Source organism: Streptomyces sp. NBC_01092 (assembly GCF_045039535.1).
In the GTDB taxonomy this organism is placed as follows: domain Bacteria; phylum Actinomycetota; class Actinomycetes; order Streptomycetales; family Streptomycetaceae; genus Streptomyces.
In genome coordinates this window covers 3904202-3917976 of record NZ_CP108659.1, presented here as the reverse complement: position 1 = coordinate 3917976, position 13775 = coordinate 3904202, and the positions used below count along the sequence as shown (strand labels likewise).

General features: G+C 70.9%; 10 protein-coding genes. All 10 read right to left on the bottom strand.

Going from position 1 to position 13775, the window contains the following annotated elements; genetic code table 11:
* Window position 1: 1 nt before the first annotated feature.
* Window positions 2-2554 (bottom strand): tetratricopeptide repeat protein, encoded by a 2553-nt coding sequence (locus OG254_RS17510; protein ID WP_405582794.1) that lies wholly within the window; start codon window positions 2552-2554, stop codon window positions 2-4.
* Between the two features lie 22 nt (window positions 2555-2576).
* Complete coding sequence (locus OG254_RS17505) at window positions 2577-3908, bottom strand: hypothetical protein (protein WP_405582792.1); 1332 nt, start codon at window positions 3906-3908, stop codon at window positions 2577-2579.
* Between the two features lie 69 nt (window positions 3909-3977).
* Entirely contained in the window at window positions 3978-4952 is a 975-nt protein-coding gene (locus tag OG254_RS17500) for a glutamate ABC transporter substrate-binding protein (protein ID WP_405595048.1), read from the bottom strand.
* A 131-nt stretch (window positions 4953-5083) separates the two neighbouring features.
* The gene (locus tag OG254_RS17495) at window positions 5084-6565 is read right to left on the bottom strand and encodes a hypothetical protein (protein ID WP_405582790.1); all 1482 of its coding nucleotides are present in this window, start codon (window positions 6563-6565) and stop codon (window positions 5084-5086) included.
* A gap of 271 nt (window positions 6566-6836) precedes the next feature.
* Window positions 6837-7808 carry an N-acetylglucosamine kinase gene (locus OG254_RS17490; RefSeq protein WP_405582788.1) on the bottom strand — a complete coding sequence of 324 codons (972 nt, stop codon included), beginning with the start codon at window positions 7806-7808 and terminating at the stop codon, window positions 6837-6839.
* Window positions 7799-9064, bottom strand: a complete 1266-nt coding sequence (locus OG254_RS17485; protein ID WP_405582786.1) for a 6-phospho-beta-glucosidase — start codon at window positions 9062-9064, stop codon at window positions 7799-7801. The genes OG254_RS17490 and OG254_RS17485 overlap by 10 nt, the downstream gene beginning before the upstream one ends.
* Before the next feature lie 90 nt (window positions 9065-9154).
* A complete protein-coding gene (locus OG254_RS17480; protein WP_405582784.1) occupies window positions 9155-10045 on the bottom strand; it encodes a carbohydrate ABC transporter permease in 891 nt (296 codons plus the stop codon).
* A 2-nt stretch (window positions 10046-10047) separates the two neighbouring features.
* Window positions 10048-10989, bottom strand: a complete 942-nt coding sequence (locus OG254_RS17475) for a carbohydrate ABC transporter permease (protein ID WP_405582782.1) — start codon at window positions 10987-10989, stop codon at window positions 10048-10050.
* An 8-nt stretch (window positions 10990-10997) separates the two neighbouring features.
* Window positions 10998-12359: an ABC transporter substrate-binding protein gene (locus OG254_RS17470; protein WP_405582780.1), complete on the bottom strand. Its 1362-nt coding sequence runs from the start codon at window positions 12357-12359 to the stop codon at window positions 10998-11000.
* 125 nt (window positions 12360-12484) lie between these two features.
* The gene (locus tag OG254_RS17465) at window positions 12485-13696 is read right to left on the bottom strand and encodes an ROK family protein (RefSeq protein WP_405582778.1); all 1212 of its coding nucleotides are present in this window, start codon (window positions 13694-13696) and stop codon (window positions 12485-12487) included.
* Window positions 13697-13775: the final 79 nt, after the last annotated feature.

The following is a 13775-nucleotide window of genomic DNA, read 5'->3' as shown; positions in this document are numbered from 1 at the left end:
ACTACACCCACGTCCGGGGGCGGTAACGGTTGGCACGTTCCACCAGGTCGATCCTCTCCTCGCCGCCCCGTGCGAGACGGGCCAGCATGCGGTACGAACGCTCCAGACCGAAACGCAGGCCCCGCTCGTCCAGGCCGCTGCCGAGCAGCGTCCGTCCTCCGGCGGCGGGAAGGGCGGAACCCTGGCCCCCGGAGAGTATCCAGTCCAGCGCGCAGCCGAGGACTTCCGCCGACAACTGCTCCCGGCGTGCCGGGTCCAGGCCGTACGCCTCCAGCGCCTCCACCTGCCCCGCCGCTGCCGTCAGATCGTCCAGGAACGGTACGTCAGAGGCGAGAGCCGTCCGTTGACGCAGCCGGGCCCGGACCGACGCCACGCGTGCGGCGGTGTAGTGGATGGAGCTCTCCGGAATCGACTCCAGGGTCCGCACCGCGCTGCCGCGGTCGCCGGTCGCGAGCTGGACGCGGGCGAGACCGAAGGCGGCGCTGACATAGCTGGGGTCGGTGGACCACACCAGGCGGTAGTACTCGGCCGCGTTGTCCAGCTGGCCCAGCACCTCCGCGCACAGGCCGAGGGCCAGCTTGGGGGCGGGCTCGCCGGGGAAGGCGTCGTAGATCGCGTCGAAGGAGAGCGCGGCGCCCTCGTGGTCGCCGGTGACGAGCGCGGCCACGCCGCGGTACCAGACGACCCGCCAGTCGTCGGGCCGCTCGTCCTCCAGCTTCAGCAGCGCCTCGTGCGCGGTGCCGGTGTCGCCGTTCTCCAGCCACGCCCGCACCTGCCTGAGCCGGGTCTCGGTCGACGCCGCGGGTGCGGCGGCCAGGGCGCCCAGCAGCTCGGCCGCCGCGGTGGTCATCAGGCCCGCGAGGAAACCGGCGTTGGGATCGACGGGGTCGACCCGCGGGACCGGCAGGGCGAGGGCGGCGACGGGGGCGTTGGCGGGCTTGACGAGGCCGGGGATGCCGGTGGCGCCGGTGCCCAGGGCGTTCGCGGCCGCGCCGCCCGCGTCCGGAGCGGGGCCGCCGTTGGCGGTGGCCTTCTTCCGGGCGGGCGTCACCCGCGCCCCCAGCCGTGAGACCTCCCCGTCCAGCTTCGGGAACAACTCCGCGTCCGTCACCCGCACTTCGGGCCCGAACAGCGTCGACAGCGCCGGCCTCGCGCGCCCCGACTGCAAGGACACGACCTCGCGCAGCACGCCCGTCAGCTGCTCCGTCATCTCCTGCGCGGAGGCGAAGCGGCGGGCAGGGTCGGGGTCGGTGGCGCGGACCAGCAGGCGGTAGAAGGACTCGTACTGGCGGAAGACCTCGATGTGGTCGGGGTCGGGCAGCGAGTCGACGTAGACGTTCGTGTAGCCCTGGAAGTCGAAGGCCAGGACGGCCAGGGTGCGCGCGACCGTGTAGAGGTCGGAGGCGACCGACGGGCCGACGTCCGCGACCTCCGGCGCCTGGTAGCCCACCGTGCCGTAGATGGCCGACTCGTCGTCGTCCATCCTGCGCACCGCGCCCATGTCGATCAGCTTGAGCTGGTCCTCGGTCTGGATGGCGTTGTCGACCTTGAAGTCGCAGTACAGCAGGTTGCGGTTGTGCAGATGGCCGAGCGCCTCCAGGGCCTCGATGCCGTACGCGCACGCCTGCTCGACGGGCAGCGGATCGCGCCGGCCCGTCTCCGTACGGCGTGAGTTCGCGATCTCCTTCAGGGACTTGCCGCCGACGTACTCCATGACGATGTAGCCGTCGAGGGAGCCGGTGCGCTGGTCGAGGTGCTCGACGAAGTTGTAGATCCGCACGATGTTGGCGTGCTCGATCTCCGCGAGGAAGCGCCGCTCGGAGATCGCCGCCGCCATCGCGTCCTGGTCGCCGGTGTCGAGCAGGCCCTTGAGCACCACCCAGCGGTCGGAGACCGCGCGGTCCACGGCGAGATAGACCCAGCCGAGGCCGCCGTGCGCCAGACAGCCCGCGACCTCGTACTGGCCGTGCACGACGTCGCCGGACTTCAGCTTCGGCACGAACGAGTACGGGTGCCCGCACTTCGTGCAGAAGCCCTCGGTCCGGCCCGGCCGCTCGCCACGGGCCCGGCCGACGGGCGCGCCGCAGTCCGAACGCGAGCAGAACCGCTTGCGCTCGGGCACCTCCGGGTTCTCCAGCACCATCGCGCGCGGGTCGGGCCGCGGCACGTCCGGGACCTGCACCAGGCCGACGCCGAGCCGGCCGCGCCCGCTGGAGCCGGCGCTCGAACCGGAGCTGCGCACCGACACCGAGCGGCCCGTGGAACGGCCCGACAGCGAACGCGACAGCCGCCCCGACACCGAGCGCCGGGACTTCGACGACTGGGACGACGTACGGGAGCTGCCGCGGCCGGTGGAGCGGGAGCTGGCGCTGCCCGCCGAGCCGCGTGCGCCCTTGCCGCCGCCCGTCATCCCGGTGGGCGGCGAACCGACCATGCCGGACGCCGAGACGACCGGGGCGAGGCCGCAGGTGTCGCAGTACAGCTCGCCGCCGCCCACGTCCTCGTACGTCCCGCCGCAGTCCGGTCGCTGGCAGGAACGCTGTGCCTGACTCATGACGACGACTCCCCCCTGTCCCTCATGCCCGCGGCCCCCCGCGGTCCTCGGGCCCGCGCTGACCCGGCACGCGCCCGCTGCTGAGCAGTTCGGCGGCCGCCTGCTGGTAACGCAGGACGGCCTGTTCGGCGACGCGCAGGTCGCAGGGCGCGCTCCACAGCATGCGGCGGGCCGCGTCGTAGCGCTCGATGAGGAACCGGTCCTCCGCGAGGCCGTGCCGGGCGACCTTCGCCTTGTACGCGTCGAGACGGCCGCGCAGCTCGGCGCGGACCGCGAGCGGCGCGGTGACCGCGGTCAACGACTCGCGGGCGCGCAGCAGTTCGTCCTCCGCCTTCTGCTCCAGAGACTCCAGGAGCGGGGACAGGCGGTGCCACTGGGCGTGTCTGCGGTACTCGGCGGCCGTCGCCAGCTGCTCCTGGAGCACGGTCGGCGGGCCGCTGACGACGGGCACCTCGGTGGCGGCGATCTTCGCCAGCACCTCGCCGCGCGCGGTGCGGGCCTCGGCGAGCGTACGGTCCGCGCGGGAGAGCACGTCACGCAGCTTGACCAGCCGCTGCTCCGAATCCTGACGGACCGTCAGTACGGCGTCGATCTCACGCCGTACGTCCTCCAGGGCGCGCGCCTCGCGGTCGTAGACCGTGGTGTCCGGCCTGCCGCCGCCCGGCGCCGAACTGCCTTGCGTGGGGACCCAGTACGCGAGCGGGTCGGACACCACCTCGCCGCGCAGGTGGGTGAGCGTGCGCGTGATGCGCTCCAGGTCGTCGCCCGCGGGGTGCTCGCCGGGGCGTACGCCGACGGAGTGGGCGAGCTGACGGGTGCGCTGGAGCTCCGCGGCCAGTAAATCGATACGGGCCGGCAGCGCCGACCAGACCGCGTCCGAGGCGACCACCATGTCCAGGCTCGTCGCGTACAGCGTGTTCATCCGGTCCACCAGAGTGACCAGGGAGAACTGCTCGCTGAGCTTGCTCGCGGCGCCCTGCAGCGTCGGCGCGGCCGCGGTCGCCGTCGCCGAGCCCGCGACGGTCACCGACTCGCCGCGCAGCAGCTCCGTCAGCTCCACCAGGTCGTCCCGGCTGGACCAGCGGCGACGGGCGCGGATGTCGCGGGCGCAGCGCAGCGCGTCCGTGTACGCGTCGAAGTACGCCCACAGCAGCGTGATCGACGCCTCCGCGGCCGTCCAGCGCTCCTTGGTGACGCCGGTGAGCTCGGCGCCCTCCAGGAGTCTGCGGCCCGCGTGGTCCTGCAGGGCGAGGAGCGAGGTCTCGATCGCCTCGTGCTCCGCGCCGAGCCGCGCCAGCGCACGGTCCACCTCGTCCCGGTCCATCACCGGCCCGGCGGGGTCCGTGACGCCCATCGATCACCTCTCGCTGCGTTGAGTTCCGTCAGTCGTCCGTCAGTTGACGGCCGGCAACTTGTGGTCCGCCTACTTGTAGTCCGCCTCGGGAGGGGTCGCCGACGCCGACTTCTTGTCGCCCTGGTCCATGGTCGGGTGGAGCCACTTCTCGTACGACGCCTCCCAGCCACCGTCCTTGATGTAGTTCTCCAGGGTCCGGTTGACCTGGCGTACCAGATCGTCCGAGCCCAGTTTCATCGCCACGCCGTAGTACTCGTCCGTGAACAGGCCGCCCTTGAGCTCCACGGTGGGGTCCTGCGCGGCCTGACTCGCGGCGAGCGCACCGTCGGTCACGACCGCGTCGACCTCTCCGAGCTGCAACTTCACCAGGCAGTCGAGCTGGTTGGGGACGGTGGTCCTGATGTCCGTGGAGGCGGGGAGGTCGCCGTCCTTCCTGCCCGCTTCGAGGTTGTCGTACGCGGTGGAGCCCTGCGCCGAGCACACCTTCCTGTCGGCCAGGGTCTTGTCGAACCCGGTGATCGTCGAGGTCTTGGCGGCGAGGACCTGCTGGCCGGTGACGAAGTACGGGGCGGAGAAGGCGACTTGGTCGATGCGGTCGCAGTTGATCGTCATGGTGCGCACCACCATGTCGACCTCGCCCTTCTGGATCGCCTCGATCCGGCGGCTGGTCGGGATCGCCTTGAACTGCACGGCGTCACGGTCGCCGAGGACGTCCTCGGCGATCCGGTGGACCAGGTCGATGTCGAAGCCCTCCAGCTCGCCGGAGGGGTTGTTCGGGTCGAGGTAGCCCCAGCGGTAGCTGTTGGTGTCGACGCCGACGATCAGACGCCGGTCCTTGCGGCCCTTGATGGCGTCGAGGGTCGGGGTCTTGCCGTCGCCGCCGGACGGCGACAGGGACTGGTCCTGCGGGTTCTCGCAACTCTCGGCCGCCCGCATCCGGCTGACGTGGGCGACGCCCTGGCCCGCGTCGGCCGTACCCCCCTGGTGCTGGGACAGAGGCACCAGCAGCGCGAAGGCCAGCGTCAGGGCGCAGCCGAGGGCCATCGCGCCCACCCCGCCCCAGCCGCGCAGGCCGGCCCGCAGACGCCGCCATGCGCCGGCCGCGCTGCGGAGGCGGACCGAGGTGTCGCCTTCGTTCGGCGTCGTGCCGCGTGCGTTCATCTTCGTGCCCCCTCTCACCGGTACTCCGACAGCCTGCGGCCGACGCCCAGGACCGCGCCGGCCGCGCCCAGGACCGCGAGGACCGCGGCGCCGGTCGGGAGGCCGGTCAGCGAATCACGGCCGTCGCTCGCGGCCTGCTTGAACTCGCTCTGCTCGTGGGTGAGCGCCGTCGCCAAAGCCTTGTCGACATTGTCGAAGCACACGCTCGTCGGATCCTTCGCGGCGCCGATGACGCGGTCGCGGGCGGCCTGGTAGTTGCCCGAGTCGTTGTCGTCGCGGGCCAGGACGTGGCGGTCCTTCCAGATCTTCATGAAGCCGTTCGCGTCCTGCACGGGCTTCTTTCCCGCGGTGTCGTCGGCGAGGCCCGCGGCTCTGGTGAGCGCCTTGCCGAGCTCGTCGATCTCCTTGTCGTAACCCCACTCGTACGCGTCCACGACCTTGCCGTCGGTGAGCGTCCTGGTGTCGGCGCCGCGGCGGACCAGCGTGAGGTTCTCGTCGCTGCGGGCCGTGAGGGAGGCGATGCGGGCCTCGTGCAGCACGTTCAGCGAGCGGACGCCGTGGTCGTAGGAGTCGTTCAGGCCCGCGCGTGCGACGGTGTGCCCCACGGCGAGCCACAGCAGGACGACCGTGGCGGCGGCCGTGGCGGTGACGAGGCCGTGGTTCAGGACCCTGTTCGTACGCCGGTAGTTGCGGCGCTGGGCCCAGGCGAGGCCGGCCAGCGCGAGGACGCCGAGGCCGGCCGCCGCCCAGGGGAAGGACTTCGCGTCCGCGTAGTCGTCGCGCAGGCGCTGGTTCTCCGTCTGGTGGAGCTTCTGGGCCGCCGGCAGCATCCGCTGCTGCATCATCTCGTTCGCGGCGCGCAGGTAGGCGCCGCCGACGGGGTAGCCCTGGCGGTTGTTGGCCCTCGCCGTCTCGACCAGGCCCTTGTACTCCGGGAGCAGTCTGCTGAGTTCGGTGATCGTGTTCGCCGAGGGGGAGCCCGGTTCGGAGTTGGCCGCCGCGGTGACGAGTTTGGCGGCGGCCGTGCGGATGTCCCGCTCGTAGCCCTCGCGCATCGCCGGCTTCTCCTGGAGGCCGGCGAGGTAGCCGCTGGCCGCGGCGGTGTTGGCGTCCGCCAGGGAGCGGTAGATGTCGGCCGCGTCGGAGGTGAGGGGCTGACTGCGGTTGAGGACGTCGTCGGCCGCTGCCGTGCGCTCGGTCATCTGCCAGGCGGCGATGGCGCCGAAGGCGACGACGAGGAGGGCGAGCAGGGCGCCGATGATGCGCAGGCGGCCCGGCTCGGTCGTGGCGGCCGCCCGGAGTTGGTCGAAGCCCTCGGCGAAGGCGGTGCGGCGGGCGTCTGCGCCGGGTGTTGCGGGTGCGGGCGGGGCTGTGGGGGTGGGTGCGGATGTGGCCGGCCGGGCCGGCTGGGGCGGGACGGACGGCATGGTGGGCGCGCCGTGGGCCGGGTCGTTTCCCGGTGGTGGTGGCGCGCTGCTCTGCGGCGTCTGTGTCACTGTTGACCTCCCCCATGGCCATCCGTCCCGGCAAGTATCGCTGCCGGGACTGACATCCGCACCGGCCTTCGCTGGATCTTGATCGGATCGCAGCGCGGGTGCCGGGTCCCGGCACACCGAAACGCGCCCCGCACCACCCCCTGCCCATGAATACGCCGTGGGAATCTGTTCGGTTCCAGGTTCGGGGGTGGGGGTGCGCGTCGATGCCTGCGGCGCCTGTGCCGGTTCGGTGGGGGTCCGCCCGGCGCCCGCGGGTGCGTACGGGTTCCCCTTACCGCTCGAAGTGCCGGCGCAGTCGTGTGTGGACCTCCCTGGGTGCCCCTGTCGCGTCCAGGCCCAGCAGTGCGGCTCCCAGCACCGGGCTCGCCGTGACCACGCTCGGGACCGCCTTGGGGGCTCGGGTCGTGAGCAAGTCACGGATGGCGTCCGTGAGTTGGGGGTGGCGGGCTGCCAGCACTCCGCCGCCCAGCAGGACCGGTGTCTCCTCCTCCAGCAGGTCCAGGCGGGTCAGGGCGACCGTGGCCATGGCGACCACCTCGTCGGCCAGGCGGTCGACCACGGAGCGGGCCACGGGGTCGCCGGATGCCGCCGTGGCGAAGAGGACCGGGGTCAGTTCGTGGCGGCGGATGTCCTCGATGCGCTCCAGATGCAGGGACTCGATCAGGGCGTACATGGTGGGGAGGCCGAAGTGGGCGGGCAGGGTGCGGGCGAGGGACGTGGGCGCGCCGCGGCCGTCCTCCGCCCGGGCCGCGTGCCACAGGGCCTCCTCCGCCAGACCCCAGCCGCCGCCCCAGTCACCGGAGATACGGCCGAGCGCGGGGAAGCGGGCGGTACGCCCGTCGGGGCGCATGCCGACGCAGTTGATGCCGGCGCCGCAGACGACGGCCACACCGCGGGGTTCGGTCACGCCCGCCCGCAGGATCGCGAAGGTGTCGTTGCGGACCTCGACCGTCGTGCCCCACGCGCGTGCGTGCAGCGCGGCGGCCAGGGTTTCTTCCTCGACGGGGAAGTCGGCGTTCGCCAGGCAGGCCGAGACATGGTCGGCCGACGTCACGCCCGCGGCCGCGAAGGCTTCGTCCACCGCCTCGGCGAGCGTGTCCATCGCCCGCTCCACGCCCACGGCCGGCGGCCGGAACCCGCCCGCGCGGGCGGTGGCCAGGACCGTTCCGTCGGCCGCCACCACCGCCACGTCGGTCTTGCTGTTGCCCGCGTCGACGGCGAGGACACGTGCGGTCATGCCCACGCGAGGTGCTCCCGGTTGTGTGCGATCAGTTCGTCGGTGAGCTTTTCCGCGTACTCGTACTGGCCGATGAGGGGATGGGAGAGCAGCGCCTTGAAGACCCGGGTGCGGCCGCCGTGCAGGGCCGCGTCGAGGGCCAGGTCCTCGTAGGCCGTCACCTGGGCCATCAGGCCCGCGTACAGGGGGTCGGTGTGGGAGACGGGGAGCGGGGTCGCGCCCTGCCGGCTCACCGCCGCCTGTACCTCGATCACCGCGTCGTCGGGGAGGAAGGGGAGCGTTCCGTTGTTGTGGGTGTTCACCACCTGGTACGGGCTGCCCGCGCCGTTCAGTAGTGCCGCGGCCAGGTCGACGGCGGCCTCCGAGTAGTACGCGCCGCCCCGCTTGGAGAGGAGTTCCGGCTTCTCGTCGAGGGCCGGGTCCGCGTAGAGAGCCAGCAACTTTCTTTCCATTTCGGCCACTTCCGCGGCGCGGGACGGTTTGGTTCGTAGTTCCTGCACGACTTGGTCGTGCGCGTAGTAGTAGCGCAGGTAGTAGGAGGGGACCACGCCCAGGCGGTCCAGGACGGCGCGGGGGAGGCGCAGGTCCGCGGCGATGGTGTCGGCGTGGTCGGTGAGCAGCTTCGGCAGGGCGTTCTCGCCCTCGGGGCCGCCGAGGCGTACGCCGGTCTCCCAGGTGAGGTGGTTGAGGCCCACGTGGTCGAGGTGGACGTCGGACGCCGATACGCCGAGCATCGTCGCGAACTTCCGCTGGAAGCCGATCGCCACGTTGCACAGGCCGACCGCCTTGTGGCCCTCCTGCAGCAGGGCCCGGGTCACGATGCCGACCGGGTTGGTGAAGTCGATGATCCAGGCGGTGGGGTTGGCGCGGCGGACGCGGTCCGCGATGCCCAGGACCACCGGGACCGTGCGCAGGGCCTTCGCCAGGCCGCCGGCGCCCGTCGTCTCCTGGCCCACGCAGCCGCATTCCAGGGGCCAGGTCTCGTCCTGTTCACGGGCCGCCTGACCGCCCACGCGGAGTTGGAGGAGGACCGCGTCGGCGCCGTCCACCGCCTCGTCCAGGTCGGTGGTGGTCGTGATCGTGCCGTTGTGGTCCTGGCGGGTGAAGATACGGCGGGCCAGGGCGCCGACCAGTGCGAGGCGGTCCGTCGCCGGGTCCATCAGGACCAGTTCCTCTATGGGGAGGGTGTCCCGGAGGCGGGCGAAGCCGTCGATGAGTTCGGGGGTGTAGGTCGAACCTCCGCCGACCACGGTGAGTTTCACTGGAGGGTGCCTCGCTTCCGGTTGCCGGGGAGGGCGGTCATCGGCCGGGGGTCCGGGGGTTGTCCCCCGGGGAGATGCTGCATGTGTGAGTCAACCCTTTACTCCGGTGAGCGTGACGCCCTCGACGAACGCCTTCTGGGCGAAGAAGAACACGAGGATCACGGGGGCCATGACCAGCACGGTCGCGGCCATCGTCAGGTTCCAGTCGGTGTGGTGCGCTCCCTTGAACGACTCCAGGCCGTAGGAGAGGGTCCAGGCGCCCGGGTTCTCGGAGGCGTAGATCTGGGGGCCGAAGTAGTCGTTCCACGCGTAGAAGAACTGGAAGAGGGCGACCGCGGCTATGCCCGGCTTCGCCATGGGGAGAACGACTCGAAGGAGGGTGCGCAGTTCGCCGCAGCCGTCCACCCTCGCCGCGTCCAGGTACTCGTTCGGGATCGTCGTCAGGAACTGGCGCAGGAGGAAGATCGAGAACGCGTCCCCGAACGCCATCGGGATGATCAGGGGCCACAGCGTGCCCGAGAGGTCCAGCTGCTTCGCCCAGAACAGGTACATCGGGATGATGACCACCTGCGGCGGCAGCATCATCATCGAGATGACCAGCATCAGGGTCAGATTCCGGCCGCGGAAGCGGAACTTGGCGAGCGCGTACGCCACCGGGACCGACGACACGACGGTGAGGACCGTGCCCAGACCGGCGTAGATCAGGGTGTTCTTCCACCAGGTCAGGAAGCCGGGGGTGTCGAAGACCTTGGTGTAGTTGCTCCATTCCCAGGTGTCCGGGACCAGATCGCGGGTGAGTGCCTGCTGGTCGCTCATCAGCGAGGTCAGGACCACGAACAGGAAGGGCAGGGTGAAGAACAGCGCGGCCGCGATGCCGAGGGAGTGGATCGCTATCCATTCCAGCAGTGCCTTGCGGCGGGCCGTGCGCTCGGAGGTGGTCGGGGCCTCCAACTGCACCGGTTTGTCCAGTACTTGGGTCATGGTCAGTCACCTGCCTGGATCAGTCCGCCCCGGCGCCGCATCAGCAGCGCGGTGAACGCCATGGCGAGGGCGAACAGTACGAGCGCGACCACACAGGCCGAGCCGTAGTCGAAGCGCTGGAAGCCGAGGTTGTAGACGAGCTGGGGGAGGGTCAGCGTCGACTTGTCGGGGTAGCCCGGCTCGAACTGCTGGCCGGAGCCGCCGATGATGCCGGAGGCGACCTTTCCGGCCACCAGCGGCTGTGTGTAGTACTGCATGGTCTGGATCACGCCCGTGACCACGGCGAACATCACGATCGGCGAGATGTTCGGCAGGGTGACATAGCGGAACCGCTGCCAGGCCGACGTGCCGTCCAGCTCCGCGGCCTCGTACTGCTCCTTCGGTACGTCGAGCAGCGCGGCCATGAAGATGACCATGAGGTCGCCCACGCCCCACAGCGCGAGCGCGGTGAGGGCCGGCTTGGACCAGGTGGCGTCCGTGAACCAGCCGGGGGTCGGCAGGCCGAGGTCGCCGAGGATGGAGTTGACCGGGCCGGTGCCGGGGTTGAGGAGGAAGACGAAGGCCAGCGTGGCGGCTACCGGTGGGGCGAGGTAGGGCAGGTAGAAGAGGGTGCGGAAGACGCCCGTACCGGTCTTGATCTTCGTGATGAGCAGGCCGATGCCGAGGCCGAACACCACCCGGCAGGTCACCATCACCAGCACCAGCCAGAGCGTGTTGCGCAGCGCCGGCCAGAACAGCGGATAGTCGTTGAAGACGTAGGCCCAGTTGCCCAGGCCGCGGAAGACCGGTGTGCCGAAGCCGTCGTACTTCATGAACGAGAAGTACACGGTGGACACCAGCGGGTAGGCGAAGAAGACGCCGAAACCGATGAGCCACGGTGACAGGAAGGCCACCGTTCGAAGCGCCGACCTGCGGCGCTTCGCGCGGAGAGTGTGCGTGGACATCGACGGCGCTACTTCGCCTGCTCGATGTCGGTGTCGATCTGCGCGGCGGTCTTCTCCAGACCGGCCTTGAGGTCCTTCACCTTGCCGGACTCGTACTGGAAGCCGAAGTCCTGGAGCGTCGTCTGGTACGTCGAGCCGTTGACGGAGGCCGGCGGGGTGTTCGAGTGCGCGTTCTGGGCGATGTCCAGGAACGTCTTGAAGCCGGGCTCCACCTTCAGGTCGGGCGACTTCAGGGCCTCGAACGTGGAGGGCACGTTGTGGATGGCGTTGGCGAAGGAGACGACGGCCTGCGTGTCGGTGGTCAGGTACTTCACCAGTTCCCAGGCGGCGTTCTGCTTCTCGCTCTGCGGGGCGATGCCGATGATCGTGCCGGAGAGGAAGCCCTTGCCGTACTCGGCGACCTCGTCGTCGGCGACGGGCATCGGGGCGGTGCCGATCTCGAAGCCGACGCCGGCGTCCTTCGCCATCCCGAGCCGCCACTCGCCGTCGAGCTGCATCGCCACCTGACCGGTCTGGAACGGGTGCTTGGCGCCCCACTCGTCACCGAAGGTGTTGCGGTACTTCTCCAGCTTCGCGAAGCCGCCGAGGTCGTCGATCAGCTTCTTCTGGTACGTGAACATCTCGGCGAAGGCCGGGTCCTTGGCGACGTTGGACTTGCCGTCCTTGTCGAAGTAGGTGTGGTCCCACTGGGACATGTAGTGGTCGACGACCGTCTCGTAGCCGTGGTAGGTCGGCATGAAGCCGAGCTGCGCGTAGCTGTCGCCCTTGGCCTTGGTCAGCTTCTTGGCGTCCTCAGCGAACTCCGACCAGGTCTTCGGCGGGGACGTGATGCCCGCCTTCTCGAAGGCGTCCTTGTTGTAGTAGAGGCCGTAGGCGTCGCCGAGCAGCGGCAGGGCGCAGCGGGTGCCCTCGAACTGGGTGTAGTCCAGCATCGGCTTCGGGACGATCTTGTCGAGGTCGAGCTTCGACTTCTCGATGAAGGGCTTCAGGTCGAGGAAGGCGCCGGAGGAGCAGAACTTGCCGACGTTGGAGGTCGTGAACGACGACACCACGTCCGGACCCTTCGAACCGCCCGCGCGCAGCGCCTGGTTGAGCTTGTCGTCGTTGATGTTGCCGACGACCTTCACCGTGATGTTCGGGTGGGCCTTCTCGAACGCGTCGACGTTCTCCTGGATCGCCTTGACCTCGGCGGGCGCGCTCCAGCCGTGCCAGAAGGTGATCGTCGTCTTGGCGTTGGGGTCGTCGTCGGCACCGGACTCCGACTGCCCCGTACAGGCCGTGGCGAGAAGGGCCAGGGAGGCGGAGGCGGCGAGCGCGGCGGCTGTCCTACGGGACACCGAGGGTATGATTTTCCAGGACTTTCCGGGCATGGCGAGGTCTCCCAGGGGCGGGACGGGGTGGGTGAAGGGAAGGCGGGGGGCGAGCCGAGGGGCGGGTGAGGAAGGTGGGGGAGCCGACGGGCGGGTCGAGGAGGTGGGGCGAACGGGGCGGGCGGTCAGCGCGAGGTGTTGAAAACCTCGTCGCGCGTTGTCCCCAGCGCGCTCTCCAACGCGCCCCGCAGGACGGGGTGTTCACGTACGTCGCCGACGACGAGCCGGGGCCGGGACGCGGCCAGTTCCTCCAGCTCGGCCTGCACGAGCGCGCGCAGCACCTCGCCACCGGAGGTGAGGGAGGCGCCGCTGAGGACGACCAGTTCGGGATCGAGGACGGAGACCAGGGAGGCGAGACCGGTGGCCAGCCGGGTCGCGTAGGTCTGCAGGAGCAGCCGGTTGAGGACGGTGTCCTCGCCGGCGGCCCGTTCGACGAGGGTGGCGGCGGCCTCGGCGTACGGCGTCGACGGGACGCTCGACATGCCGATCTCGCGTGCGAGCCGGGGGATGGCCTGGGAGCCGGCCAGCTCCTGGTAGCCACCACTGTTGGCTTTGGTCACCTGGCGGACCAGGGGTGTGCCGGGAACCGGCAGGAAACCTACCTCGCCCGCGCCGCCGGTCCAGCCGCGGTGGAGTCGGCCGCCGAGGACCAGGGCGGCGCCGAGGCCGCCCTCGTTCCACAGCAGCACGAAGTCGTCGTGGCCGCGGGCCGCGCCGAGCCGCTGCTCGGCCACCGCCACGAGGTTGACGTCGTTCTCGTACTCGACCGGCATCGGCAGGGCCGCGGCGAGCTCGTCCAGGAGCGCGGGGGTGTGCCAGCCGGGGAGGTGGGAGGCGTAGCGCAGTCGGCCCGTGTTGGGGTCGAAGGCGCCGGGGGTGCCGATGACGAGCCGGTGGACGTCGTCGCGGGCGAGGCCCGCCGCCTTCACGGCGCCGTCGAGGGCGTCGGTGACCTGCCGGATGACGGGCTGGGCCGGGCGCCTGCCGGGGGTGGGCAGTTCGTACGACCCGACCGTGCGGCCGGTGATGTCGGCGACGGCGGCCAGGATGCGTTCGGGGGTGACGTCGAGCCCCGCGGCGTACGCGGCCGTCGGATCGACCTCGTACAGCTGGGCGTTGGGGCCGGGTCGGCCCTCCGTCGTGCCGGTCGCCAGGACGAGGCCGGCGGCCTCCAGGCGGGCCAGCAACTGGGAGGCGGTCGGCTTGGACAGGCCGGTGAGCTTGCCGATCCGCGTGCGGGACAGCGGCCCGTGCTCCAGGAGGAGGTCCAGGGCGGCACGGTCGTTCATGGCGCGCAGGACGCGCGGGGTGCCCGGCGTACCGGCGGATCCTGCCATGGGTTCGACACCTGCCTCTCGGCTGACCAGCTTCTCAGTGATCTACGACGGAAGTCCATCCAGGACTCCCCGCCTGATC